Annotated in this window: 22 protein-coding genes; 11 read left to right on the top strand and 11 right to left on the bottom strand. The window is 68.7% G+C overall.

All coding sequences use genetic code 11. The features are described 5' to 3' along the window. Positions 1-298 precede the first annotated feature (298 nt). From ACXJ3V_RS19060 to ACXJ3V_RS19045, 4 genes are all read left to right on the top strand, one after another. A complete protein-coding gene (locus tag ACXJ3V_RS19060) occupies positions 299-1,405 on the top strand; it encodes an ABC transporter substrate-binding protein (RefSeq protein ID WP_457101930.1) in 1,107 nt (368 codons plus the stop codon). A gap of 92 nt (positions 1,406-1,497) precedes the next feature. Then, positions 1,498-2,370 (top strand): carbohydrate ABC transporter permease, encoded by an 873-nt coding sequence (locus ACXJ3V_RS19055; RefSeq protein WP_457101923.1) that lies wholly within the window; start codon positions 1,498-1,500, stop codon positions 2,368-2,370. Next, complete coding sequence (locus ACXJ3V_RS19050) at positions 2,367-3,266, top strand: carbohydrate ABC transporter permease (protein WP_457101922.1); 900 nt, start codon at positions 2,367-2,369, stop codon at positions 3,264-3,266. The genes ACXJ3V_RS19055 and ACXJ3V_RS19050 overlap by 4 nt, the downstream gene beginning before the upstream one ends. Positions 3,267-3,330: 64 nt before the next feature. Beyond that, positions 3,331-3,873 (top strand): alpha/beta fold hydrolase, encoded by a 543-nt coding sequence (locus ACXJ3V_RS19045; RefSeq protein ID WP_457101921.1) that lies wholly within the window; start codon positions 3,331-3,333, stop codon positions 3,871-3,873. A 51-nt stretch (positions 3,874-3,924) separates the two neighbouring features. Here ACXJ3V_RS19045 and ACXJ3V_RS19040 read toward each other — a convergent pair whose 3' ends face one another. From ACXJ3V_RS19040 to hisD (ACXJ3V_RS19030), 3 genes are read right to left on the bottom strand one after another with little or no spacing between them, the layout of a single operon-like run. Further along, positions 3,925-4,671 carry an HpcH/HpaI aldolase family protein gene (locus tag ACXJ3V_RS19040; protein ID WP_457101920.1) on the bottom strand — a complete coding sequence of 249 codons (747 nt, stop codon included), beginning with the start codon at positions 4,669-4,671 and terminating at the stop codon, positions 3,925-3,927. After that, complete coding sequence (locus ACXJ3V_RS19035) at positions 4,668-5,426, bottom strand: SDR family NAD(P)-dependent oxidoreductase (RefSeq protein ID WP_457101919.1); 759 nt, start codon at positions 5,424-5,426, stop codon at positions 4,668-4,670. Before ACXJ3V_RS19035 ends, ACXJ3V_RS19040 begins: the two co-directional genes overlap by 4 nt. Beyond that, positions 5,423-6,751: a histidinol dehydrogenase gene (gene hisD, locus ACXJ3V_RS19030; RefSeq protein ID WP_457101918.1), complete on the bottom strand. Its 1,329-nt coding sequence runs from the start codon at positions 6,749-6,751 to the stop codon at positions 5,423-5,425. The genes ACXJ3V_RS19035 and hisD (ACXJ3V_RS19030) overlap by 4 nt, the downstream gene beginning before the upstream one ends. Before the next feature lie 122 nt (positions 6,752-6,873). On the opposite strand from hisD (ACXJ3V_RS19030), the gene ACXJ3V_RS19025 reads away from it, so the two are divergent. The 4 genes from ACXJ3V_RS19025 (at position 6,874) to ACXJ3V_RS19010 (ending at position 11,012) form a co-directional block, all read left to right on the top strand. Continuing rightward, entirely contained in the window at positions 6,874-7,875 is a 1,002-nt protein-coding gene (locus tag ACXJ3V_RS19025; protein WP_457101917.1) for a LacI family DNA-binding transcriptional regulator, read from the top strand. A gap of 120 nt (positions 7,876-7,995) precedes the next feature. Then, positions 7,996-8,976 carry an ester cyclase gene (locus tag ACXJ3V_RS19020; RefSeq protein WP_457101916.1) on the top strand — a complete coding sequence of 327 codons (981 nt, stop codon included), beginning with the start codon at positions 7,996-7,998 and terminating at the stop codon, positions 8,974-8,976. Between the two features lie 28 nt (positions 8,977-9,004). Then, entirely contained in the window at positions 9,005-10,156 is a 1,152-nt protein-coding gene (locus ACXJ3V_RS19015; protein ID WP_457101915.1) for a hypothetical protein, read from the top strand. A 22-nt stretch (positions 10,157-10,178) separates the two neighbouring features. Beyond that, positions 10,179-11,012: a nitrilase-related carbon-nitrogen hydrolase gene (locus tag ACXJ3V_RS19010; protein WP_457101914.1), complete on the top strand. Its 834-nt coding sequence runs from the start codon at positions 10,179-10,181 to the stop codon at positions 11,010-11,012. Positions 11,013-11,043: 31 nt separating this feature from the next. Here ACXJ3V_RS19010 and ACXJ3V_RS19005 read toward each other — a convergent pair whose 3' ends face one another. Further along, positions 11,044-11,970: a LysR family transcriptional regulator gene (locus tag ACXJ3V_RS19005; protein WP_457101913.1), complete on the bottom strand. Its 927-nt coding sequence runs from the start codon at positions 11,968-11,970 to the stop codon at positions 11,044-11,046. Positions 11,971-12,049: 79 nt separating this feature from the next. On the opposite strand from ACXJ3V_RS19005, the gene hisD (ACXJ3V_RS19000) reads away from it, so the two are divergent. Next, entirely contained in the window at positions 12,050-13,384 is a 1,335-nt protein-coding gene (hisD, locus tag ACXJ3V_RS19000; protein WP_457101912.1) for a histidinol dehydrogenase, read from the top strand. Positions 13,385-13,439: 55 nt separating this feature from the next. On the opposite strand, the gene ACXJ3V_RS18995 is transcribed toward hisD (ACXJ3V_RS19000), so the two are convergent. Further along, positions 13,440-14,588 (bottom strand): NAD(P)/FAD-dependent oxidoreductase, encoded by a 1,149-nt coding sequence (locus tag ACXJ3V_RS18995; RefSeq protein WP_457101911.1) that lies wholly within the window; start codon positions 14,586-14,588, stop codon positions 13,440-13,442. A 26-nt stretch (positions 14,589-14,614) separates the two neighbouring features. Next, positions 14,615-16,030, bottom strand: coding sequence for an FGGY family carbohydrate kinase (locus ACXJ3V_RS18990; RefSeq protein ID WP_457101910.1), 1,416 nt, complete (start codon positions 16,028-16,030; stop codon positions 14,615-14,617). A 141-nt stretch (positions 16,031-16,171) separates the two neighbouring features. Here ACXJ3V_RS18990 and ACXJ3V_RS18985 point away from each other — a divergent pair, with 141 nt between their 5' ends. Together ACXJ3V_RS18985 and ACXJ3V_RS18980 are read left to right on the top strand one after the other, a co-directional pair. Then, complete coding sequence (locus ACXJ3V_RS18985) at positions 16,172-17,152, top strand: ester cyclase (RefSeq protein ID WP_457101909.1); 981 nt, start codon at positions 16,172-16,174, stop codon at positions 17,150-17,152. After that, complete coding sequence (locus tag ACXJ3V_RS18980) at positions 17,074-18,183, top strand: ornithine cyclodeaminase family protein (protein WP_457101908.1); 1,110 nt, start codon at positions 17,074-17,076, stop codon at positions 18,181-18,183. Before ACXJ3V_RS18985 ends, ACXJ3V_RS18980 begins: the two co-directional genes overlap by 79 nt. Positions 18,184-18,193: 10 nt before the next feature. Here ACXJ3V_RS18980 and ACXJ3V_RS18975 read toward each other — a convergent pair whose 3' ends face one another. Genes ACXJ3V_RS18975 through ACXJ3V_RS18955 form a run of 5 tightly spaced genes read right to left on the bottom strand, consistent with a single transcriptional unit; the run spans position 18,194 to position 23,500 of the window. Beyond that, a complete protein-coding gene (locus ACXJ3V_RS18975) occupies positions 18,194-19,087 on the bottom strand; it encodes a 1-phosphofructokinase family hexose kinase (protein WP_457101907.1) in 894 nt (297 codons plus the stop codon). Next, positions 19,069-19,530, bottom strand: coding sequence for a hypothetical protein (locus ACXJ3V_RS18970; protein ID WP_457101906.1), 462 nt, complete (start codon positions 19,528-19,530; stop codon positions 19,069-19,071). Before ACXJ3V_RS18970 ends, ACXJ3V_RS18975 begins: the two co-directional genes overlap by 19 nt. After that, entirely contained in the window at positions 19,531-21,297 is a 1,767-nt protein-coding gene (locus ACXJ3V_RS18965) for an IlvD/Edd family dehydratase (RefSeq protein WP_457101905.1), read from the bottom strand. Then, complete coding sequence (locus ACXJ3V_RS18960) at positions 21,294-22,661, bottom strand: family 4 glycosyl hydrolase (RefSeq protein ID WP_457101904.1); 1,368 nt, start codon at positions 22,659-22,661, stop codon at positions 21,294-21,296. The genes ACXJ3V_RS18965 and ACXJ3V_RS18960 overlap by 4 nt, the downstream gene beginning before the upstream one ends. A gap of 14 nt (positions 22,662-22,675) precedes the next feature. Beyond that, positions 22,676-23,500, bottom strand: coding sequence for a fumarylacetoacetate hydrolase family protein (locus tag ACXJ3V_RS18955; protein WP_457101903.1), 825 nt, complete (start codon positions 23,498-23,500; stop codon positions 22,676-22,678). Positions 23,501-23,567: the final 67 nt, after the last annotated feature.

The following is a 23,567-nucleotide window of genomic DNA, read 5'->3' as shown; positions in this document are numbered from 1 at the left end:
ATTCCAACATACGTATACATTATAAGTCACGGCTTCGCGGTCATTCCACAATTTAGGCTTCCCTAACTGCCGTGCATACGTATACGGTGTGGCCATGTCAACTACCCAGAAGCGCGTCATCGCTCTCATTGCCGCCGGGGCCGTCGCCGTCCTCGCCCTCACTGGCTGCGGCGCCGGTTCCCGCACCGGCAACGCCAACGCCACCAAGGTCGAATGCGACTATGAGGCTCCCGACACCGCAACCACCGTCAACGTCCTCGCCTACAACTCCTCCGCGATCGACCCCTTCACCGACACCATGGTGAAGAGCTGCACGAAGGATCCCGTCACCGTCAAGCACGACCCGATCGACTTCGGCGGCCAGGTCACCAAGACCACCGCCACCCTCGCGGGCGATACCGGCACCTACGACATCCTCGAGACCTACGGCTTCGTGATCCCGGGCTTCGCGACCGACGAGAAGCTCGTTCCGCTGGACGACCTCTACGCCAAGTACTCCGACGAGTACGGCCTCGATGCGATCAGCGAGTCGATGCGCAAGGGCATGTCCTACGACGGCCACCTCTACGCGATCCCCATGCAGGCCCAGATGTTCGTCATGGCCTACCGAGCAGACATCTTCAAGGACCTCGGCCTCGACGTGCCGACGACCTTCCCCGAGATGATCAAGGCAGCGGAAGCGATCAAGGCAGCGGGGCTCATGGACTACCCGATCGCCCTGCCGTGGCTCGCGACGGCAGACGTGTCGACCAGTTTCGAAGGGACGATGAACTCGCTCGGTGCCGACTTCGCCACCGCAGACGGCGAGGTCACGCTCGACACCCCCGAGGCGAAGGAGGCGCTCGAGGCGATGCAGTCCCTGCAGCCCTACATGGACCCGCAGGTCACCACCTTCGACCAGCCGAAGGTGCAGCAGCAGATGTACAACGGCACCGCCGCGATGTCGATCATGTTCTCGGGCCGGATGAACGACCTCACGCTCGACACCAACAGCAAGCTGGCCAAGGACTTCGCCTTCGCCGCCCCGCCGAAGGCCAGCGACGACGCGAAGTACGTCTACGACCGCCTCTCGATCGACGGCTGGTCGATCCCGTTCAACACGAAGCTCGACCATGACATGCTCTTCGAGATGATGGCATCGGCCGTCAGTGAAGACGCCTCGAAGGCCTCTGTTCCGGCCGCCTACCCCGCACGCGAAGGCATGGTCACCGACAAGAACTCGCCGTACGGCGAGGCGGCGAACGCATCCATCGCCGGCGCCATGCCTCCGGTCATCTCGCCGATCATCGCCGACATCACCAACGCGATCCGGCCCATCCTGGTGGAGGTCCTGTCCGGGAACATCTCGGTTGAGGACGGCCTGGCTCAGATGCAGGCCGCCGGCGAGGCCGTCGCCGCGGGCTGACGCCGGCTGACGACAGTCCAACTGATCCGACGATCCATCACGGTGGCCTGGACCCCGGTCCAGGCCACCGTGCGGCGAAGGGAATTGAACCCATGAAGGCACGCGAATTCTGGCTGCTGTTCGCACCCAGTTTCCTGGTGATGAGCGGACTGCTGGTCATCCCACTCATCCGCACCATCCAGTGGAGCTTCGAAACCGTCCACTACGGCACCCCCGGCACGTTCGTCGGACTCGACAACTTCGTCCATGCGCTCACCGACGTGCGCTTCGGCAAGGCGGCCCTGTTCACCATCACGGTGACGGTCATCACCACCGCGATCCTGCTTGTGCTGGGCTACATCGTCGCCACGGGCATGAACCGCCTCACCCTGACGCGCCCGGTGGTGCTCGGCATCCTGCTCACCTCGTACGTGCTGCCGAACCTGGTGGGCGCGGTCGCGTTCTCCTGGCTCGTCGACGACAACTTCGGCGGCATCCTCAATCGCTTCATCGGACTGCTGGGCGGCTCGCAGGTGCTCTGGTTCACCGAGCAGGTGCCGAACGCGATCCTCATCATCGCCAACACCACCTGGCACATGCTGCCCTTCGCGATGCTCATCATCCTCGCCGGACTGCAGGGCGTGCCGGCGGAGCTGCGCGAAGCCGCGATCATCGACGGCGCAAGCCCGCTGCAGACGCACCTGCACGTGATCATCCCGACGATCCGCGGCGTGCTCGGCTTCGTCACCCTGATCTCGATCATGGATGTGCTGCGAATGTTCGACAATCTGATCCCGCTGTCGCCGCAGGCGGCGAACATCGGCAACGAGTCGATCATGCTCTACGTCTACTCCGTCGCATTCGCCGATGGTGCCCAGCAGCTGGGGCTCGGCAGCGCGATCAACGTGCTGACGATCATCCTCATCCTCGTCATGCTCATCCCCTTCATGCGAGGGATCTTCAAGGAAGCGAAGGCCGCACGATGACCCTCAGCGTCGAGGCACTGTCCACGCGTGCCATCACCACCGGAGACATCGAAGGAAAGCACCGCCAGCGGAAGGATCGCAAGCGCAAGCCGGTCATCACCGGCATCCTGCTCGGCATCCTCTGCGTGCTCTGGCTGACCCCGTTCATCTGGATGACCCTGTCGGTCACCAAGCCGACCGACATCGCGTTCGCGAACCCGCCGGTGTACTGGGACTACCAGCCCACCCTGAAGGCGTTCGTCGACCTGTGGGAGACGACGTACTTCTCCGAATACCTCGTCAACACGCTGACCGTCGCGACGATCTCGACGGTCCTCGCCCTCATCATCGGCATCCCTGCGGCGTATGCGCTCTCGCGGTTCCCGAGCTACGTGTCGGCGATCCTGCTGGTGCTCGCGCTCATCTTCCGCGCGCTTCCGCGCTTCGCCGTCGTGCTGCCGATGTACGACATCAGCCGGGCGCTCGGCATCTACGACACAACCTTCGCGCTCGCGCTCGCACTGGTCGCGATCAACCAGCCCTTCACGATCTGGCTGCTGAGGAACTTCTTCGCCGAGATCCCGCGCGAGCTCGACGAGGCGGCGATGATCGACGGCTGCACCAGGATCGGGATGCTGCGCCGGGTGATGATCCCCCTCATGGGACCAGGCATCCTGACCGCCGGCATCTTCGTCTTCCTGTTCGCCTTCCAGGAGTACCTGACGGCGCTGGTGCTGACCGACACGTCGTCCAAGACCGTCCCGGTGTTCATCGCCACGCAGCTCGGACAGACCCTGCCGATGCTGCAGCAGGCCGGGGCGGCCTCGATCCTGCTGACGATCCCGGTGATCCTGATCGCGTTCATCGCGCAGAAGTATCTGGTGGCGGGGCTGAGCGACGGTGCGGTCAAGGGCTGACGCGCTGCCGCTCGTCCTCCTCCCAGGGATGAACTGCACAGCCGATCTCTGGACAGGCTGCGGGGTGGACGACGCGCTCACGCCGGTGCTCGGCGGACTCTCGCTCGGGGCGATCGTCGCGATGTCGCTGGTGGCGCGCGCTCCCGAGCGGGTGGCGCGGCTCTGCCTCGCGTCGACGAACGCGAAGGCGCCCACACCAGTGCAGCAGGAATCCTGGCGGACTTGGATCCGCCGAATAGACGCCGGCGAGAGCGCGCGAAGTCTGCAGACCGAGATCCTCGGTGCGCTGCTCTCGCCGGTCGCCGTACGCGACCGGCCCGACCTCGTCGAGCGGACGCTCGCGATGGCGGACGAGACCGGCCCGGCGACGCTGCGCGCGCAGCTGCAGATGCAATGCACCCGCGTGGATCTCCGGCCCGCGCTGGGCTCCGTGGCCACACCCACGCTTCTCGTGTCCGGCGCCCAGGACGCGCTGTGTCCACCCGAGTTCCACGTGGAGATCGCCGCCGAGCTGCCCCACGCGCGCGTGGTGACGATCGACGGCGGCCACCTGCTGCCCCTCGAGCAGCCCGAGACCTTCGGGGAACTCCTGCGGGGATGCCGCTGACCAGAAGAGGCGGGGACTCGCCCTCCCGGCAGTCCCCGCCTCTGGATCGGGTCAGTCGCGCGGAGCCACCAGCACCTTGAGGTGCTCCATGAGCGAAGATGCCAGGTTGTAGACGACAAGCTGAGCACCGTCATCGAATGCCGCTGCGGCGGCGGGGGCCGTGCCCACGATGTCCATGCGGAGCTTTTCCCCCGCGGCGATCGCCGCGTTGACCCGCCGGCTCGCCTCCGGCACTGACAGATCACACCTGCCGGATGCGGCGGCCAGGTCGGCCGGGCCGATCATGATGCCGTCGAGACCCGGCGTGGCGACGATCTCGCGGGCGCGGGCGACCCCCGTAGGCGACTCGATCATGCCCAGCACCAGGGTGTTCGCGAGGAACCAGTCGCGGTGGGCCGCGGGATCCGTCTGTCCGAATCGCCCTGCCCGGCTGTAGGTGGCGAATCCGCGGGTGCCGATCGGCGGGTAGTGCGCGGCCGCGACCAGCGCACGGGCGTCGGCTGCGGAGTCGAGATGGGGAGCCAGGATGCCCTGCGCGCCCTGGTCGAGCGCCCGCAGGATCATCCCCGAGTCGTTCTCGCCGACCCGGACCACGACGGGGACGCCGTGGACCGCGGCGACGGCGAGGTGCTGACGGAGCGCGACGATGTCGGCCGGGCCGTGCTCGCAGTCCACCAGTACGAAGTCGAATCCGGCGATCGCCGCCATCTCGACGAGCTCCTCCCCCGGCATCCGCAGCAGCACGCCGATGAGGCGTTCCCCCGCTTCGGCGCGTGCGCGCAGCGATACGGCGGTCATGCGATCATCCCCGCGGAGAGGTCGATGTCGGCACCGCAGAGCCCGGGCATGTCGAGCATGGCGACGACGGCCCGGCCGACCTCGTCCTCGGTGACCATGCGCCCGAGCGCCGCGCGCGAGACGAAGACGGCCTCGGCGTCGGCGATGGAGCTGCCGGAGCGCTCTGCCTCGAGGCGGAAGTTGCGCGCCATGCGCGGCCCTTCCACTGGACCAGGAGACAGGGTGTTCACACTGACCCCAGCCGGCCCGACCTCGAACGCGAGCGTCGACGTCAGGCCGATGACGGCCATCTTGGACGCGCAGTACGGGGTGCGGTGGGCGAGGGGTCGCTTGCCCGACACCGAGGCGATGTTGATCACGTCACCGGCGCCCCGCTCGGTCATCCCTGGCAGGAACGCCTTGCAGAGCAGGAACGTGCCGCGCACGTTGACGTCGAACACGGCATCCCAATCCTCGACCGAGATGTCGGTGAGCGCGGCCACCGGCCCCGGGACGCCGGCGTTGTTGACCAGGATCGACACCTCGGTGTCGGCCAACCTGGATCGGAGACTGTCCACCGACGCCGGGTCGCTCACGTCGCACGCGAGCGACCGCGCGCGGGCGCCGAGGCGCTCCACGACGGCGTCGAGCTTCGCCTGATCCCGTCCGACGACCACGACGTGGGCCCCGGCGGCATGCAGCGCCGCGGCGATCGCCGCCCCGAGTCCGCTGCCGCCTCCCGTGACGACAGCGGTCCGGCCGGCCAGGTCGGTCATCGTGCGCCGGCTCCCGCGGCGAGGCTCTCCTCGATCCAGGGGAAGGTGCGGCCGCCGTGACGCCACGCGCGGGCGTCTCCCGAGCGGGCGTGGCCCTCGAACAGCTCGACGCGCGCGGCGCGGCCGCAGACGTCGCCGAGCAGGGCCGACGATGCGGTGTCGACGATCTGCTGGTAGGTCACCGTCCGCAGGTATTTGCCGACCCACAGGCCGCCGGTGTAGCGCGCCGCCCCCAGGGTGGGAAGGACGTGGTTCGTGCCGATCACCTTGTCGCCGTAGGAGACGCAGGTGTTCTCGCCGAGGAAGAGGGCACCGTAGTCGTGCATCTTCTCGAGAGCGGCGCGCGGCTCCTTCGTGAAGATCTGCACGTGCTCGAACGCGAACGAGTCGGCGAGCGCGTACGCCTCGTCGATGTCGTCGACGACGATCACCTGGCCCCAGTCGCGCCACGCCGGCTCGGCGTAGTCCTTGGTGGGCAGGCCGGGCAGCAGCTGCTCGATGTGCGCGATCACCTGCTCGCCCAGCTCACGCGAGGTGGTGATGAGGACCGCCGGCGACTCCGGACCGTGCTCGGCCTGGGACAGCAGGTCGACCGCGGTCAGGAACGGGTCGGCCTCGTCGTCGGCGACGATGAGGATCTCGGTGGGGCCGGCGAAGAGGTCGATCCCGACCTCGCCGAAGAGCTGACGCTTGGCCTCGGCCACGTACGCGTTGCCCGGACCGGCGATGAGGTTGACCGGATCGATGGTCTCGGTGCCGACCGCCATGGCGGTGACCGCCTGAACACCGCCGAGGACGTAGATCTCGTCCGCACCCGCGAGCTTCATGGCGGCTACGGTCGCCGCCGGGATCTCGCCGCGGATCGGGGGCGTGCACGCCACGACGCGCGGCACGCCGGCGACCTTGGCAGTGATGATCGTCATGTGCGCCGAGGCCGTCAGCGGGTACTTGCCGCCGGGGATGTAGGCGCCGGCCGCCTGAACGGGCACGTGCTTCTGGCCGAGGAACACGCCGGGCAGCGTCTCGATCTCGATGTCGACGAGCGAGTCCCGCTGCGCCTGGGCGAACCGGCGCACCTGCTCCTGCACGAACACGATGTCGTCGATGACCTGCTGGTCGAGGGTCGCCATGATCTCCGCGATGCGGGCGTCACCGAGCCGGAACGCCTCGGGGCTCCACTTGTCGAACTGCTCCGAGTACTTCCGTACTGCCGCGTCGCCGTTCCCGCGGATGTCGTCGATGATCGCGTTCACGCGCTGAGCCACATCGCTCTGGGCGCTGTCGGTGAACGATTTCGACGGCGCGCTCTTCAAGTACAGGGGCATTCGGTGCTTCCTCTCGGCACATCAGTTGTGCATACGTATGTTGCCATTATGCTTCCGTATGCACGGAAGGTCAAGGGTCCGCTAGACTCGGGCGACTTGGCCGCATGCGCAAGGGGGTGGGCATGGCCGTCACGAGCAAGGACGTCGCACGCCTGGCAGGGGTGTCGCAGCCGACCGTCTCGCGCGCGCTGCGGGATGATCCCCGCGTCTCGGACGCGACCAAGCGGAGCGTGCGCGACGCCGCCGATCTGCTCGGCTACGTGCCGAGCGATGCCGGGCGCGCGCTGTCGTCGGGCCGCACCCACCGGGTCGGGCTGCTGGTGACCGATCTGGAGAACCAGTTCTACGCGCAGATCATCGCGCCCGTACATCTCGAACTTGAGCGCCTGGGCTACCAGCTCATGCTGCACACCGAGACCGCCGACAATGAGACGGTCGCCGAACGACTGATCGCGAACGGTCTCGACGGAGTCATCCTGGCCACGACGACCGTCGACTCGGTCGCGCCACTGCGGCTGCGCGACCGCGGCCTGCCGTTCGTCTACTTCAATCGCACCGCCTCGTTCGTCGACGCGGACGCCACCATTGTCGCACCGGCGGCGGGGTTCGGCGCGGCCGCGGCGCGCGCCGTCGACCTGGGACATCGGCGGATCGGCGCCATTCTCGGGCCGAGCAACACGAGCACCGCCCAGTCCCGCGAGATCGCCCTCCGAGCGGCGCTCGCAGAGCACGGCCTCACCCTGGACCCGCAGTACGTGCGCCGGGGTCCGTTCGACACGCTCTCAGGCGACGAGGCGACGACATCGCTCCTCGCCCTGCCCGCCCCGCCGACCCTGATCTTCTGCGGAAACGACGTGGTGGCCTACGGCGCGCTGAACGCGGCACGCCGGGCAGATGTCTCCGTCCCCGGCGATGTCTCGATCATCGGCTTCGACGACCTGCCGGCCGCGTCGTGGCCCATCATCGAGCTGACGACGATCGCCTACGACTTCGCAGAGATGGCGCGCAAGGCCGCCCGTCTCATCACGCGCCGCATCAAGCACGCGGACGCCCCGATCTCGCACGTCGAGTTCGAAACCACCTTCATCGAGCGCAAGACGCTCGCCGCCGCACCGCAGGTCTGATCCCGCCGCCGGCGCGTTCGGCATCCTTGCGTTTTGCTTGTGCATACGCATACACTGCGATGTACGACCTCAATTCAGGGGCATCGCACAGCACGTGCGGCGAACAGAAGGAGCACAAGGGTGTCTCTCGATCCGGTGGCTTTCCAGCCATACGCCGACCCCGACGATTTCATCCGCGAGGTCACCGACCTCATCTGGGTGGATCGCTCGATCAGCTACATCCGCGAGAACTACGAGCCGGACTCGATCGTCCACGGCGCGTACGGGACTTCCACGAGCCGCGATGAGGTCATCGAGGGAACGCTCATGCGCATCTCGGCGACGCCCGACCGCACCGGGCAGGCCGAAGACGTCATCTGGGAGGCCCGTGGCGACGACGCCTTCCTCAGCTCGCACCTCGTCCTGTCCGGCCACCTCCAGACCTCGGAGTACAGCCGGACCATCGCGAACTGCCTCTACCGTCGCGGCCGCATGGTCGAGGAATGGGTGGTCCGCGACTCGCTCGCGGGCGCGCTGACGCGCGGCGACGACCTCGACGAGCTGGCGCGCGCGCAGGCTTTCCGGGGGTACACCGGGTCGTGGACCGAGGCGGCGCCGACCGATCCGATCGCGCTCGGCGACTCCGGCGCCCGACCCGACCTGCACCGCTCCGAGGTCGAGACGGTGCTCGACATGATCCAAATGGTCTGGAATGAGCGTGACCTCCAGAAGGTCGAGACCTTCTTCCAGCGCGACCTGGTGCTGCTCACGGTCGGCAACCGGCTCGTCATCCGCCCCGAGGGCTACCGTCGCGCGCTGCTGCGCTTCCTCGAGTCGTTCCCGGCCGGGCAGTTCGAGATCCGCGACATCCAGACCAATTACGACATCCGCTACGCCGGCCTGCGCGTGGCAGTCACCTGGAAGTTCGTCGGCGCGTACAACGGCAAGCCCAACTACGGACCCCTCACCGGCAAGCCGGTGGACGTGCTCGGCATCTCCCAGTTCACGTTCCACAAGGGCGCGCTCGTCAAAGAAGTGCGCCTCTGGGACGACATCGCCCTGCGGGCGCAGATCGCCGGCGTGCGCGGCGATGAGCCCGTGGGCCCCACAAACATCTACTGACCATCGACAAAGACAAGGAATCAGAGCAATGAGCACCGACGTGATCGTCGATCAGACCGAAGTCCAGCGCCGCACGATCCGCAAGACCGATTGGGCGCCCCACAAGGCCGCCTTCATCGACTGCCGCACGCCCGGCTCCGACCAGAAGGAGAACTACGCCTTCATCGGCGGCGGCGTCTCGCAGAACGCCGGCCAGGTGATCAACCTCACCGAGCCGCACGGGTTCAACACGGGGGCCGCCGGAATGCCCAAGGGCATCTCGAACAACCTCCACCTGCACTTCACCGCGGAGGTCTTCGTCAACCTCGGCGGCGTGTTCCGCCTCCGCTGGGGCATCGACGGCAAGCAGGGCGAGTACGTCAGCACCGACGGCGACATCATCTCGATCCCCACGTGGATCTTCCGCGGCTTCACCAACGAAGGCCCGGACGACGGCATCCTGTGGACGACGCTCGGTCGTGACGTCACCGGCGGCATCATCTGGGGCCCCTCGGTGCTGAAGGAGGCCGAGTCCTACGGCCTGCACCTCACCGCCGACAACCAGCTCATCGACACGGTCGCCGGAGACGTGCTTCCGGAGGGCGTCGCACTGATCAAGCCGATCCAGCAGAAGTACGTCGACGAGCTCACCGTCTATTCCGTCGAGGAGCTGCGCGGGCGCGTCATCCAGCCGGGCGACCGCGTGTACAGCCGCAACGCGCTGCTGTGCGCGACCCTGCCCGGTGGGGCCGCGGAGCTCAGCCTTGCGATCGGGTACGGCATGAGCGAGGACCGCCGCCAGGTGCCCCGCATCCACGAGCCGCACTCGTTCAACATGGCCTGGGTGCGAGCCGCAGCTGACGAGGGACTGCTGCGCCACCGCCACGACAAGGCGCAGGTGCTGCTGGTCAAGTCCGGGCGCTGGGCGATCACGCTGAACGGCGACCCGGCCACCACCGTCGAGATCGGCCCCTCCGACTCGTTCTCGGTCCCCGAAGGCGCCTGGCGGGAATTCCGCTGCATCGAGGCCGACGATTCCGGTGTCGGCGAGCTGCTCGTCGTCAACGCGGGCGACGACCGGGTCTACCTGGAGTGGGCCCCTGAGGTCGTCGACGCCGCCCGCGCCGCCGACTGGATGATCGATCCCAACGGCTACCTCGCGCCCGTCGGCGTGATGATCACGGCCACTGAAGACGACTGATCCGCAGCCCACAGGCCCACGCATGACCAGGTCACAGCGCGCTCCCCATCGCGGGACCCGGTCACTGCGTCTCGCCGCGACCTCTCCGGAGGTCGTCCTCGGCGACGTCGACGGCAACCTGCAGCGCATTCGGGTTGCGCTGCAGGCTGCCGTCGCGCGCGGCGCACAGCTCATCGTGCTGCCGGAGCTCGCCACAAGCGGCTACGTGTTCGCCGACCGGGATGAAGCGGCCAAGGCATCGATCACCCGCGGGCATCCCGGCTGGGCGGACCTCTCGTCGACCCTGCCGGCCGGGGTCGTCGCCGTCGTCGGCTACGCCGAACGCGACGGCAGCCAGGTCTTCAATTCCGCTGCCGTCCTCACCGGGGAGCGGMGGATCGGCGACTATCGCAAGGCGCACCTCTGGGGCGCCGAAGCGGCGCTTTTCGAACGGGGACCGAGCGCGGGCGCCCTGTTCGACACCCCGATCGGCCGACTCGCCGTGGCCATCTGCTACGACAACGAGTTCCCGGAGGTCCCCCGTCGCCTCGCGCTCGCCGGCGCGGAGGTCCTCGCCCTGCCGGTCAACTGGCCCCTCATCGCCAGACCGGACGGCGAGCATCCGCCCGAGACGATCCAGGCCATGGCCGCGGCACGGTCTTCACGGCTTGCGACGGTCATCGCCGATCGGTCGGGCGCCGAGCGAGGCGTGACCTGGACAGGAGGCACCGCCGTCATCGACGAAGACGGCTGGGTCGCCGCGCTGCCCGATGAGAGCGGCTCGGCCATCGCCACGCTCACGCTGCGCTCCCCCGGCGACAAGTCGCTGCCGCCGCACAACGACCTGTTCGGCGATCGGCGACCGGAGCTGTATTGAAGGGACGGATGCCGCGGCATCCGTCACCTCCTCACTCCGCGCGCGACCGCCCGGCGTGCTCGCCGACCTTCGCCAGCAGGGTGCGTTCGGCCAGGTCCGCCAGCCGCCGCGTCGCCGGCGACAGGTAGGCGCCCTCGCGCTGGACGAGCGCGATCGTGTCGTAGAGCGGCTCCGCGAAGGGCGTGACGTCGATCCCGGGTGGGAACGACGGCGACTCCGCGATCGTGCGCGACACGATCGTGTCGGCCGCCCCCGTGGCGACCAGACTCAGCGCCGTCTCGACGTGCTCGACCTCGATGGCGGGGTCGATGGTCAGTCCCTCGAGGCGCGCGCGCTCGAGCAGCTGCCGGCGGGTCGGGTCGCTCCAGCCCGCGTACGCGTCGTAGAGCACGAGCTTGGCCCGGGCGACCTCGTGGATGCTCAGGGGCCCCTCACTCGGCGAGCGGTGGGTCGATGCGTAGAGCACCTCGTCGCGGAACAGGGGCTTGATCTGCAGACCCGACTCCTCGACGGGCAGGACGAGCAGCCCTGCCTCGATCTCACCGGAGGCGATCGACTCCGCGACGAGCGCGGAGTTCAGGCCGACGAGCCGCACCTTCACCTTCGGATGGCGGCGGTGGAACCGCTGCACGAGGTCGGACAGGTCGTAGTACGCCGCATTGCGGAGCACTCCGAACGTGCAGGTGCCCCCTTCGAGCGAGTGGATCGCCGCGACGGTCTCGATGCCATTGGCGATCGCACTCACCGCCAGTTCGGCGTGCTCACGCAGGGCGAGAGCAGAGTCGGTCGGCGTGAGCCGCCGGGGGCCGCGGGTGAACAGCCGCACCCCCAGTTCGTTCTCCAGGCGCGCGACCAGTTCGGAGACCGAGGCCTGGGTCGCGTCGAGTTCGACAGCGGCCGCGGTGAACGATCCGAACTGCATCGCGGCGAGGAACGCCTTGAGTTGGGTGATGGTCACGAGCCAATGGTAAACCCTTTGCTTCGTATCGTATCTACTGGGCTTGTGCGATATCAGAGCGCCTGCCTAGCCTGTGGGTATGCGCTACAGCCCCGCCCTCCTGCAGAGCCTCGAAGGCTCCTTCCGCCACCTCAAGACCCCGCTGATCGACGCCCCTGCGGCRCAGCGCGACCCCGCCGTCATCCAGACGGTGTCGGCCATGCTCTCCGATATCCAGCACCGCGGCCTCGATGCCGTGCTCGACTACGCCCGCAAGCTCGACAACTACCAGGGCGGCGACATCGAGCTCAGCGCGGAGCAGATCGCGACGAGCGGCGACCGCCTGCCCGCCGACCTCCGTGCGGCGATCGAGCTCGGCTCGGCGCGCACGAAGGCCTTCGCCGCCGAGCAGCGCGCGCACCTCACCGACTTCGAGACCGAGCTCGTCCCCGGCCTCATCACCGGAGCCCGCTACATCCCGGTGTCGCGAGTCGGGGCCTACCTCCCGGCTGGCCGCTTCCCGCTGACCGCCAGCGCCTTCATGACCGTCGGCGTCGCCAAGGCCGCCGGCGTTCCCACCGTCATCGCGTGCACGCCGCCGCAGCCGCACGGGGGCGCGAACGACGCCGTCGTCTACGCCGCGCACCTGTCCGGGGTCGACCGCGTCTTCGTCCTCGGCGGCGTGCAGGCGCTCGCTGCGATGGCGTACGGCCTGCTCGGCGAACTCCCCATCGACATGCTCGTCGGCGCCGGCAACGCATTCGTCGCCGAGGCGAAGCGGCAGCTCTTCGGGGCCGTCGCGATCGATCTGCTCGCCGGCCCCTCCGAGGTCGCGGTGATCTCTGACGAGACCGCAGACCCCGAGATCGTCGCCGCAGACCTGCTGGGTCAGGCCGAGCACGGTCCCAACTCCCCCGCCGCCCTCGTCACGACCTCGGCCGAGCACGGCCGCGCCGTCATCGAAGCGGTCGAGCGTCAGCTCGGCGAGCTGTCCACCGAACCGATCGCCGGGCCGGCGTGGCGCGACTACGGCTCGGTCACCGTCGCCAAGGACCGCGAGACCGCGGTCGCGCTGATGGATGACCTCGCACCCGAGCACCTCGAGATCCTCACCGCCGATGATGCGTGGTACCACGACAACCTGCGCAACTACGGATCGATCTTCATCGGACCGTGGAGCACCGTCGCATACTCCGACAAGGGCATGGCGGGCACCAACCACGTGCTGCCGACCGCCGGCGGGGCAAAGCACAGCGCGGGGCTCTCGGTCTCTCGGTTCCTGAAGCCGCTCACGTACCAGCGCATCGCACGCGAGGCCACGCCCGCGCTCGCGAACGCCGTGCAGGTCATCTCGGACTCCGAGGGCATGGCCGCGCACAGCGCGACCGCCACGATGCGCCTCGCGACCTACCAGGGCGACCAGCCCGCAGCGTAAGGGATCGGGCGGACGGCGTCAGCCGTCCGCCCGATCGTCCCGAGCGACGCGACGTTCACACCGCCGCGACGCGACGCCGGTGCGCGGTGCGCTGCCACCAAGGGCGATCCGACGCCACGACCTCCACCGGCGTGGCCGGCCGAAGGTCTCCTACCTCGACGCCTGCTTCCCGGAGCAGCCCGGTCACATGATCGGCGATTCCGAGGCACGCAGACAGACCCGTGGACCGGATCGCCGCGACGTTGATGAAGCGCTCGTCCACGGGTGACGGTCCGATGATGTAGTTCGCGTCGCGACCCGCCGGCCGTAGGCCGGCATAGGTGCCGATCGGCTCGAGCCCCGCGAGCGCCGGAAGCTGCGCGAGCGCCTTGTCGAGCACCTCGCGGTGCGCGTCCGGCCGCACGCTCCAGTCCTCCTTGTCGAACTGGTCGTGTGCGGTGGGACCGCAGACGACGCGACCATCGAGGGTCGGAAAGACCAGGACGCCCTTGGTGCGCTTGGTGGGGACCGGAAGGATGATCTCCTCGAGCGTCCGGCCTTTCGGCAGGGCGAACACGAAGAACTCCCCTTTGCGCGGGTAGATCTCGAAGCTGTCGTCGCCGATGAGGCGTGCGACCTCGTCCGCGTGGAGACCGGCCGCGTTGACGACGAACGGCGCGGTCACGGTGCGGCCGTCGTCGGTGCGCACGATGAGGTTCTCTCCCGCAGCATCGATCGCGGTGACGCGCGCCTTGCGGAGGATGCCGGCGCCCGCCGCAAGGGCGGATCGACCGAGTGCCAGGGTGAAGGCCACCGGGTCGGTGACCGACTCTCCGGGGACCAGCAGCGCACCGTCGCTGGATCGGATCGCCGCCGTCACGCCGTTGCGGGCGGCGTTCTCGGCCAGTCCGCGGATGACGTCGTGGTCCTCGTCGCGATGCGGGACGAGGACGGCGCCGACGTGCAGCACCGGTACGCGGAGAGCTGCCATCACCGCCGGGCGGAGCTGAGCCGAGCGAAGGATCAGTGCGGTCTCCAGGTCACCCGGCGTCGAGTCGAAGCCGGTGTGCAGCACCCCCGAATTCGTGCCGCTGGCCTGATAGGCGAGGTCGGCCTCGGCCTCGACGAGCACAGAATCGACACCGCGATGCGTGAGGGCGTGCAGGATGGCGGTGCCGACGATCCCACCGCCGACGATCGCGACAGTAGCCGTGTGGTGATTCATGGTGTTCTCCAGGACGAGGCGTGGGATCAGAGGCTGGATTCGGCGAGGGCACGCCACGTCCCGCGGAAGTCCGCGGCTCGTTCCGCAGCCCAGCGGGGCGTGTAGACCTTCGCGGGCGTCCACGCGATCACGGAATCCTCAATGGCGCGGCCGGGCTCGTAGGCGATCCGCGCGAGCGCGACGGCACCGAGGGGGGTCGCGTGCGCGGACGGATAGACGTCGACTTCGATCTGCATGAGGTCTGCGACCGCCTGCATGAGCACGCGGCTGCGGGTGAGGCCGCCATCCACGCGCAGGCGCGTGAGCGGCTGCCCGATGTCGCCCGCGACCAGCTCACCGAGCTCCGCCACCTGGGCGGCGATCCCCTCGAGCACGGCACGGACGATGTGGCCGACACCGGTCGAGAGGCTCATGCCGGACAGGGCCGCCCGGGCATCCGGACGCCACCAGGGGGCGCCGAGGCCGGCGAGCGCGGGAACACTGAACACGCCGGCGGAGTCCGGCTCCGAGACCCGGTCGAGGTCGGCGGCGTGGGCGATGAAGCCCAGGTTCTCCATCCACCGGATCGCCGACGCCGCGGTGTAGACCTGGCCGTCGAGACAGTAGGTGGGGCGACCGCCGACGCTCCAGGCGACCGATGCCGCGAGGCCCGAGCTCGATCGCTGGGCGCCCGTGCCGCTGTTCGCGACCAGGAACGCCCCCGTGCCGAACGTGCATTTCCCCTCACCGGGAACAAGACCCGACTGGGCGAGAAGCGCCGCCTGCTGATCGACGATGAGGCCGCCGACCGGGATGTCACGACCGAACATGCGCGTCGACCCGGCTACCGCATCGGAGGGCAGGATGGCGGGCAGTCGTTCATCGCCCAGGCCGAACAGTGCGAGCAGCTCGGCATCCCACTCCGTCGAGTCGAGCCCGGTCACGAGGGACCTGCTCGCCGTCGACACATCCGTGACGAACTCGCCGGTCAACTGGTGCAGCAGCCACGCGTCCGAGGTGGTGACGACCCCTTCGGCGGTGAGGTTCCTTCGGATCCAGGCCTGCTTCGGCGCCGAGAAGTAGGGGTCGAGCACCAGGCCGGTGCGGTCCGCGATCTCGTCGCGGTGCTCGGCGAGCTCGCGGCACACGCTCTCCGCGCGACGGTCCTGCCAGACGATCATCTGGGTCAGCGGTGCACCCGTCGCGGGGTCCCAAGCGAGCACCGTCTCGCCCTGATTCGCCAGGGTGACGATGTCGACGTCCACGCCTGCCTGGGCGATGGCGGCGCGTCCCGACGCAAGGACGCTCTCGAGGATGAGCCGGGGATCGTGCTCGACGGCGCCACCTGCGGAATAGGCCGGCCGCACCGGCAGCTCAGCGAGCCCGAGCACCGTCCCGTCGGGCGCGACGACGACCGCCTTCGTCCCCGACGTGCCCTGGTCGATCGCGAGGACGGTGGTCACGCTGCTCATCCTACATACGTATGCGCAGTGGTGCTCCTGTGTGTCCTCTTAGGTTGTCGCCTGAACTGCATACGCATACCATCGGACGAAACGACGATCCGGCGTACGGCGAATGCGACGCCGACCTGAAGGAGCAAGAGAGTGACCCTCGACCCTGTTGCCTATCGCCCATTCGCGGATCCCGACGACTTCATCCGCGAAGTCACCGATCTCATCTGGGTCGATCGCGCCATCTCGTTCATCCGCGAGAACTACGAGCCGGATTCGATCGTGCACGGCGGGTACGGCACGCTCACATCCCGAGACGAAGTCCTCGAGGGCACGCTGATGCGGATCTCTACGGGACCCGACTTCACCGCCCAGGCCGAGGACGTCATCTGGGAGGCGCGCGGCGACGACGCCTTCCTGAGCTCGCACCTGGTGCTCGTCAGCGACCTGCACAGCGCCGAGCACAGCCGTACGATCGCCAACTGCCTGTACCGGCGGGGGCGCATGGTCGAGGAATGGGTGGTCCGCGACACCCTCGCCGACGCACTGCACCACGGAAGGGATCAGGACGAGCTCGCGCGGGTGCAGGCCTTCCGCGGGTACGGCGCGACGTGGACGGACACCGCCCCGGTCGATCCGATCGCGGCGGGCGATTCCGGACCGCGCCCCGACGAGCACCGCACCGAGGTCGAGACGGTCATCGACATGATCCAGACGGTCTGGAACGGCCGCGACCTGCAGAAGGTGGAGAAGTACTTCCACCGCGATCTCGTCCTCCAGACGGTCGGCAACCGCACCGTCATCCGCCCCGAAGGCTACCGGCGTGCGCTGCTGCGCCTCCTGGAGTCCTTCCCCGGCGGGCAGTTCGAGATCCGCGATATTCAGGCGAACCACGACGTCCGTTATGCGGGCACCCGCGTCGCAGTGCTGTGGAAGTTCACCGGCGACTACACCGGCGTGCCGAACTACGGCCCGAGGACCGGGAAGCCGATCGATCTGCTCGGTGTCTCCCAGCTCACCCTGCACCAGGGCGCACTGGTGAAGGAGGTGCGCCTGTGGGACGACATCGCCCTGCGCGCGCAGATCGCCGGAATGCGCGGCGACGAGCCGGTCGGGCCGCACAACATCTATTGAGTGTCGAACGGGAGGTGGTCGCGGTGGGCGACACCTATCTCCAACCGCAGTTCGCGCCTGTGAAAGCGCATGTCGCGCCGCGCTGGATTTCTGCGGATCAGATCCGGGACGCGCTTCCCGCAGTGGAAGCTGTCGACGCGCTGCATGGCGCACTTCGCGGTGGTCTGCGACCGGAGGCTGATCCACTCCGCATTGCCCTGAAGGCCGCGAGTGCCGAACTTCTGGTCATGCCCTCGCATGATGACGGGTGGTTCGGGACGAAGCTGGTGACCGTCGCGCCGGAGAACGCCGGCGCAGCCGTCCCGCGCATTCAGGGAGTGTACGTGCTCTTCGACGGTGCGACCGCGGCGCCTGCGGCCATCCTCGAAGCGACAGGGCTGACCGGCATCCGCACCGCAGCGGTGTCGATGCTGGCGACGCGGGGGCGCGTCGCGCAGTTCGAGGCCCCGGTGCGGGTGGTCGTGTTCGGGGCGGGCGTTCAGGGGATGTCGCATCTCGAGGCGCTTCGAGCAGAGCTTGCAACAAGGAGCGTCCCGCTGGATGCCACAATCGTTGCGCGTTCGCCTAGAAGACTCCCACCGGGGTGGCGGGGCGCCCGCCAGGTGCCCGTCGCCGATACGGCAGCAGTGAATGACGCCTTGGCTCACGCGAACATGGTGATCTGCGCCACGCCTGTGTCGATCCCCCTGTTCTCTGGCGACCTGGTGAGAGACGACGCGATTGTCGTCGCAGTCGGTTCGCATCATGCAGAGAAGCGAGAGCTCGACTCAGCCCTCCTCGGAAGATCCACGGTCGTCGTGGAGGATGTGGGCGTGGCGCTCCAGGAGGCCGGCGACGTCGTGATGGCCATCGCGGAGGGCGCGATCGCAGCCGAATCACTCGTCTCGCTCACTGACCTCGTGAATGGGAATGTTCCGATTCCCGCCTCCCGACCGATGGTCTTCAAGTCGGTCGGCATGGCATGGGAGGACCTGGTGCTCGCGCGCGAAGCATTCCGGCGCATCACGCAGCAGGCGCCGCAGGGTCAGTAGCCGACCTGAATCATGACGACAGGATGCCCTGACCGGCCACGCGGGCGTTGCGTTCAGCCGCATCGCGGGCCAGGTCGAGAGCATCGGATGCCGCGACCCCGCGATCGAACCCGGTCAGCAGTCCGCCGAGGAAGGCGTCGCCGCTCCCCGCCGAGAACCGGCCGAGTGCGCCTGGAGGGGCGATGGCGTGCGCCACCCCCGACAGGAGCGCGGCCCCGCCCCGGACGCCGTCGGTCACGACCGCGTCCGAGCCGTATCGTGCACACAGCGCAGCGGCCGCGCTCGCGGCATCCGGATGCAGGGCACCGAGAAGCTCCTCGGCCTCCGAACGATTCACCTTCACCAGATCGGCTGCCGYGATCATCGCACGCAGCCCGGCCCCGGAGCTGTCCACCGCGATTCGGGCGCCTGCCTGCCGCAGCGTCGAGAGAAGCGCTGCCACCTGGCCGGCCTCGATACCGGCCGGCCAGGATCCGGAGATCGCGACCCAGGACGCCCGCCCGGCGACCGCGGCGACCGCGGCATCCTGGAACCTCTCCCACTCCTCAGGCCGCACAGGCGTCGCCGGCTCGTACAGGTCGGTGCTCGAGGTCGCGGCACCCGACTCGACGATCGCCGAGCTGACCCGAGTGATCCCGGCGAGGGGCACCACGTCAGCTGGCACGTCGTCGGCCGCGAGCAGCTCGGCGATCCATGACCCGGTGTGGCCGCCCAGCGCAACCACCACCCGCACGTCCGCGCCGAGCGCATGGGCCACGCGGGCCACATTCAGCGCCTTCCCTCCGGCGACGCGCGTCACCGCGGTCGGACGCGTGATCTCGCCGCGGCGCAGGCCATCCACCTCGTAGGTGACGTCGAGACTCGGCGAGAGCGCGAGGGCGACGATCACGGGCGGTCGCTCCACGGCCGCACCGCACCGAGCGTGCGCGGTGCGCCGTCGGCCAGGGTGGCCAGGGCCGTGTCCGACACCTCTTCCGGCGTGTGCCAGCGATGCTCGGCAGCCGAGGTCCAGCCCAGCTGCACAGTGTCGCGCGGAATGATCAGGATGCCGAGAGCAGGGTCTGCCGCTGCGGAGGTCCGCACCAGCACGCAGCGACCGGGGGTGGCCGCCCTGACACATGCCAGTGACGAGTCCGTCACCGCCGGCCCGTAGACGAGTGCGTCGTCCCACCGCTCTGCAGAGAGAGATGCGGCGAGCTCGTCCGCCCGCTGTGCATCCACGGCGATCGTGTCGTGCGCGCCGTGAAGCGATACCGCCACGACGCGTTCGCCTCGATCCCTGAGCACGGATGCGGCGGGCGCGAGGATGCCCGTCGCCCCGATGACCAGAACGGTCCGCCCCGTCATTCAGAACGCCTGGGGTCCGACGGCGGCACCGCTTCTGCCCTGCAGGAAGTCGAGGTCGCACCCTTCGTCGGCCTGCACCACGTGCTCGACGTACAGGCGGGTCCACCCGCGGTCGCTGCCGGCGACGACCGGCGGGCTCCACGACTCGCGGCGACGATCGAGCTCGGCGTCGTCGACATCCATCGAGATCGATCGGTTCGGCACGTCCAGGGAGACGATGTCGCCCGTGCGCACGAAGGCGAGCGGGCCGCCCGCGGCGGCTTCGGGCACGACGTGCAGCACCACGGTGCCGTAGGAGGTGCCGCTCATGCGGGCATCCGAAATGCGGACCATGTCCATGACCCCCGCCTCGAGGATCTTGCGCGGGAGCGGCATGTTTCCGACCTCCGGCATGCCCGGGTAGCCCTTCGGGCCGACGTTGCGCACGATGAGGATGTCGTCTGGCGTGACGTCGAGATCGGGGTCGTCGGCGTCGGCGAGGTACTGCTGCAGCGAATCCCACACCAGCGCCCTGCCGGTATGGACCATGAGCTGGGGTGTCGCCGCAGACTGCTTGATGACAGCGCCCCGCGGGGCGAGATTGCCGCGGAGCACGGCGATGCCCGATCCCACGGGTTTGACCGGGTTGTCGAGCGGACGGATGACCTCGCGGTTCCAGACCTGGGCACCGGCGTAGTTCTCGCCGAGCGTGGCGCCGGTGACGGTGAGCGTGTCACGGTGCAGGAGGTCGCCGAGGGTCTCGGCGAGTCCCGGGGTGCCACCGGCATCCTGGAACTCCTCCATCAGGAACCGGCCCGACGGCATCATGTCGGCGAGCACCGGGATGTCGCGCACGAGCGTGTCGAAGTCGTCGAGGGTGAGCTCGACCCCGACGCGGCGCGCGAGGGCGAGCAGATGGATGACGGCGTTCGTCGAGCCGCCGAGCGCGGCGTTGGCGCGTACGCCGTTCTCGAAGGCCTCGCGCGTGAGGATCTTCGAGGGGCGCAGGTCTTCGGCGACCATCTCGACGATGCGCCGGCCGGCGAGGTGCGCGGCGGTCGCCCGTCGCGAGTCGTTCGCGCCGAGCGCGGCCGTGCCAGGGAGCTGCATGCCCATGTACTCCGACACGCAGGCCATCGTCGACGCCGTGCCCATCGTCATGCAGTGGCCCTGACTGCGGGCCATGCACCCCTCGGCCTCGCGCACTTCCTCGGCCGAGATCTGCCCGGCTCGGTAGGCCTCGGTGAACCGCCAGACCGACGTGCCCGACCCGATGTCGGTTCCGCGGTACTTGCCGTTGAGCATCGGACCGCCCGTGATCAGCAGCGTGGGCAGATCGACGGATGCCGCGCCCATCAGGTACGCCGGAGTCGTCTTGTCGCACCCGGCGAGCAGCACGACGCCGTCGAGCGGGTTCATCCGGAGCGTCTCTTCGAGGTCCATCGCCATGAGGTTGCGCAGCAGCATGGCCGTGGGTCGGACCAGTGGCTCGCCGGCGGAAGTGGTGGGGAACTCGAACGGCACGCCGCCGGCCTGCCAGATTCCCCGCTTGACGTGCTCGGCGAGCGCCCGGAGATGAATGTTGCAGCTCGTCAGCTCCGACCAGGAGTTGGCGATGCCGATGACCGGACGACCCTCGAAGGTGTCGTCGGGAAGGCCCTCGCTGCGCAACCACGAGCGGTGCATGAATCCTGTCTTGCCGGGGTCGCCGAACCAGACCTGGCTGCGCAGGCCATCGCCCCACGGCCGGTCCGTCAGACCGGTCGAGCCCATGTTCTCGGCGCTCATGAGAACCTCGGCAGGTGCTGTGCCTGGGCGGCGATCAGATCGTCGGTCAGGGCTGCCGCCTTGTCCGCATCGAACACCGCGCCGTCGGCGATCATGGCTTCGATGACGAGGTCCCGATCGCCGTTCAAGGCCGCCTCGACCGCGAGGTCGACAGAGGTGAGCCGGCGCGCGAGGATCGCGGTGAGGGGCTTGCCCAGGTCGGGCACCGCGATGGGGCGGATGCCGCGCGCCGTCGCGACGCCGGGGATCTCCACCGCCGACCAGTCCGGCAGGCCCGGCACGAGGCCGTTGTTGACGACGTTGCAGCTGAACATCTCGCGTGAGTCGAACGTGATGGAGCGGATGATCGCGATGAGCTGCTCCTGCTCACCGCCCGAGCGCTCGAAGATGGACTGGTCGAGCGGTTCCTCGCCGGTCGCCTGCCGGCGCATCCCCTGATAGCGGTTCTCGCCCCACTCCAGGATCTCGGGGAGCGAGAAGGCGTCGATGCCGAGCTTCTTGCCGTAGTAGTCCCCCTGCCAGAACCGCTCGGGGAAGAACTCCACGACGTGCCGGTCGCCGGCCGCCGCGAACGCGCCGTAGCGCTCGAACAGCTCCCACGCGAAGGGGTTGTGCCACGCGGTCGGCGTCTCGTAGAAGATGTTGCCGATGTCGGCGGGGTCTGGCGCCTCGGCGAGTTCACGGTGCACGCGCTCGCGGATCAGGGGCCAGGCATCCTTCCCGTCGAGGCGGAAGTCGTAGATGAACGTCAGGTGGTTGATGCCCGCGTACAGCGTCGAGGTGCGCTCGAACGGCGCATCGATGAGCTGCGCGAGCTCGCGCTGGATGTGGTGCATGCCGTGGCAGAGGCCCACCACGTCGAGGCCCGTCTGCTGGTGGATCGCCTGCACATTGGCGGTCATCGGGTTGGAGTAGTTGAAGAAGAACGCGTCGGGCGCGAGCTCGGCGATGTCCTGGGCGATCTCGACGAGCACCGGAGTCGTGCGCAGGAGCCGTGAGATGCCGCCCGGCATGATCGAGTCGCCGACCGGCTGATAGATGCCGTGCTTCTGCACGATCTCGTGGTCGAGCTGCCATGCGGGTCGCCCGCCCACGCCGACGCACGTCACGATGAAGTCGGCGCCCGGAAGCACGGCGCGGCGGTCGGTCGAGCGCGTGACGCGGATCGTGCCCCCGGCCCCGCGCGCGGCCACCATCTGCTCGGCAAGATCGGCGGCGATGTTCAGGTTCTCGGTGTCGACGTCGACGAGTCGGATCTCCCAGGCGCCGAGGTCCTCCGCACCGATGAGGTCGGCGAGGAGGCCGCGGGTGAAGACGGCGGAGCCGGCGCCGATGAGGACGAGGACGCGGGTATCAGTGGTCATGTTCCTGCTCCCGATCAGCGGACGGTCACTCGGTTGCGCAGCTCGCCGATGCCCTCGACGCCGCAGACGACTTCGTCGCCATCCTCCAGGTAGCGAGGCGGGGTGCGGAAGGCGCCCGCCCCGGCGGGCGTGCCCGTGAGGATCAGATCGCCGGGCTCGAGCGTCACACCATCCGAGATGAAGGCGAGCAGAGCGGGGATGTCGAAGATGAGCTCGGACGTCGAGTCGTCCTGCAGGGTCTCGCCATTGACTTCGGTGTAGATCCGGTGACCGGAGGGATCGCCGAACTCGTCGGCGGTGACCAGCCACGGTCCGAGCGGGGTGAAGGTGTCGAACGACTTGCCGCGCGTCCACTGCACGTCGCCGAACTGGACGTCTCGAGCCGACACGTCGTTCGCGACGGTATACGCGGCGACGTCGTCCAGTGTGGCGGGGGTGGCTCCGCCGCACCGGCGGCCGATGAGCAGCGTGAGCTCCGCCTCGTAGTCGACCTGCTGGGTGAGGTGACCGGGTACGACGATGTCGTCGTTCGGGCCGGTGAGCGATGTGGTGTACTTCGCGAAGGTGAGGGGACGCTCCGGCTGCGTGAAGCCGGTCTCGCTGGTGTGATCGGCGTAGTTGAGGCCGACGGCGATGATCTTGCCGGCTCCTGCGACCGGCGCGGCGAGAACCAGGGATGCCTCGTCGAGCGGCTCCCAGGACGCCGAAGCGCCGGATCCGACGGAGGCGACCGCGGCCAGGGCGTCGTCCGCGTGATCGACGGGGGCGACCCGGAGCGAGCCCGCATCCTTCACCACGATGCGAGGGCTGCCGTCGATGACGGCGCGAGCGATTCTCATGATTCTCCTTCGGACCCGGATGCGTTGCGGACAGTCTGTCACAAACGCGCAGAAATGAGCAAGAATA

This window comes from Microbacterium sp. P5_E9 (genome assembly GCF_054049175.1).
The sequence above is the reverse complement of the archived record's forward strand: the minus strand, read 5'-3'. Positions and strand labels throughout refer to the sequence as shown.

What these genes read in the sequence shown, in the direction of transcription:
- ACXJ3V_RS19060 (WP_457101930.1), top strand. Translation starts at nt 299, where the DNA reads ATGGTGAAGAGCTGCACGAAGGATCCCGTCACCGTCAAGCACGACCCG.
- ACXJ3V_RS19055 (WP_457101923.1), top strand. Translation starts at nt 1,498, where the DNA reads ATGAAGGCACGCGAATTCTGGCTGCTGTTCGCACCCAGTTTCCTGGTG.
- ACXJ3V_RS19050 (WP_457101922.1), top strand. Translation starts at nt 2,367, where the DNA reads ATGACCCTCAGCGTCGAGGCACTGTCCACGCGTGCCATCACCACCGGA.
- ACXJ3V_RS19040 (WP_457101920.1), bottom strand. Translation starts at nt 4,671, where the DNA reads ATGACCGCCGTATCGCTGCGCGCACGCGCCGAAGCGGGGGAACGCCTC.
- ACXJ3V_RS19035 (WP_457101919.1), bottom strand. Translation starts at nt 5,426, where the DNA reads ATGACCGACCTGGCCGGCCGGACCGCTGTCGTCACGGGAGGCGGCAGC.
- hisD (WP_457101918.1), bottom strand. Translation starts at nt 6,751, where the DNA reads ATGCCCCTGTACTTGAAGAGCGCGCCGTCGAAATCGTTCACCGACAGC.
- ACXJ3V_RS19025 (WP_457101917.1), top strand. Translation starts at nt 6,874, where the DNA reads ATGGCCGTCACGAGCAAGGACGTCGCACGCCTGGCAGGGGTGTCGCAG.
- ACXJ3V_RS19015 (WP_457101915.1), top strand. Translation starts at nt 9,005, where the DNA reads ATGAGCACCGACGTGATCGTCGATCAGACCGAAGTCCAGCGCCGCACG.
- ACXJ3V_RS18995 (WP_457101911.1), bottom strand. Translation starts at nt 14,588, where the DNA reads ATGAATCACCACACGGCTACTGTCGCGATCGTCGGCGGTGGGATCGTC.
- ACXJ3V_RS18970 (WP_457101906.1), bottom strand. Translation starts at nt 19,530, where the DNA reads ATGACGGGGCGGACCGTTCTGGTCATCGGGGCGACGGGCATCCTCGCG.
- ACXJ3V_RS18965 (WP_457101905.1), bottom strand. Translation starts at nt 21,297, where the DNA reads ATGAGCGCCGAGAACATGGGCTCGACCGGTCTGACGGACCGGCCGTGG.
- ACXJ3V_RS18960 (WP_457101904.1), bottom strand. Translation starts at nt 22,661, where the DNA reads ATGACCACTGATACCCGCGTCCTCGTCCTCATCGGCGCCGGCTCCGCC.
- ACXJ3V_RS18955 (WP_457101903.1), bottom strand. Translation starts at nt 23,500, where the DNA reads ATGAGAATCGCTCGCGCCGTCATCGACGGCAGCCCTCGCATCGTGGTG.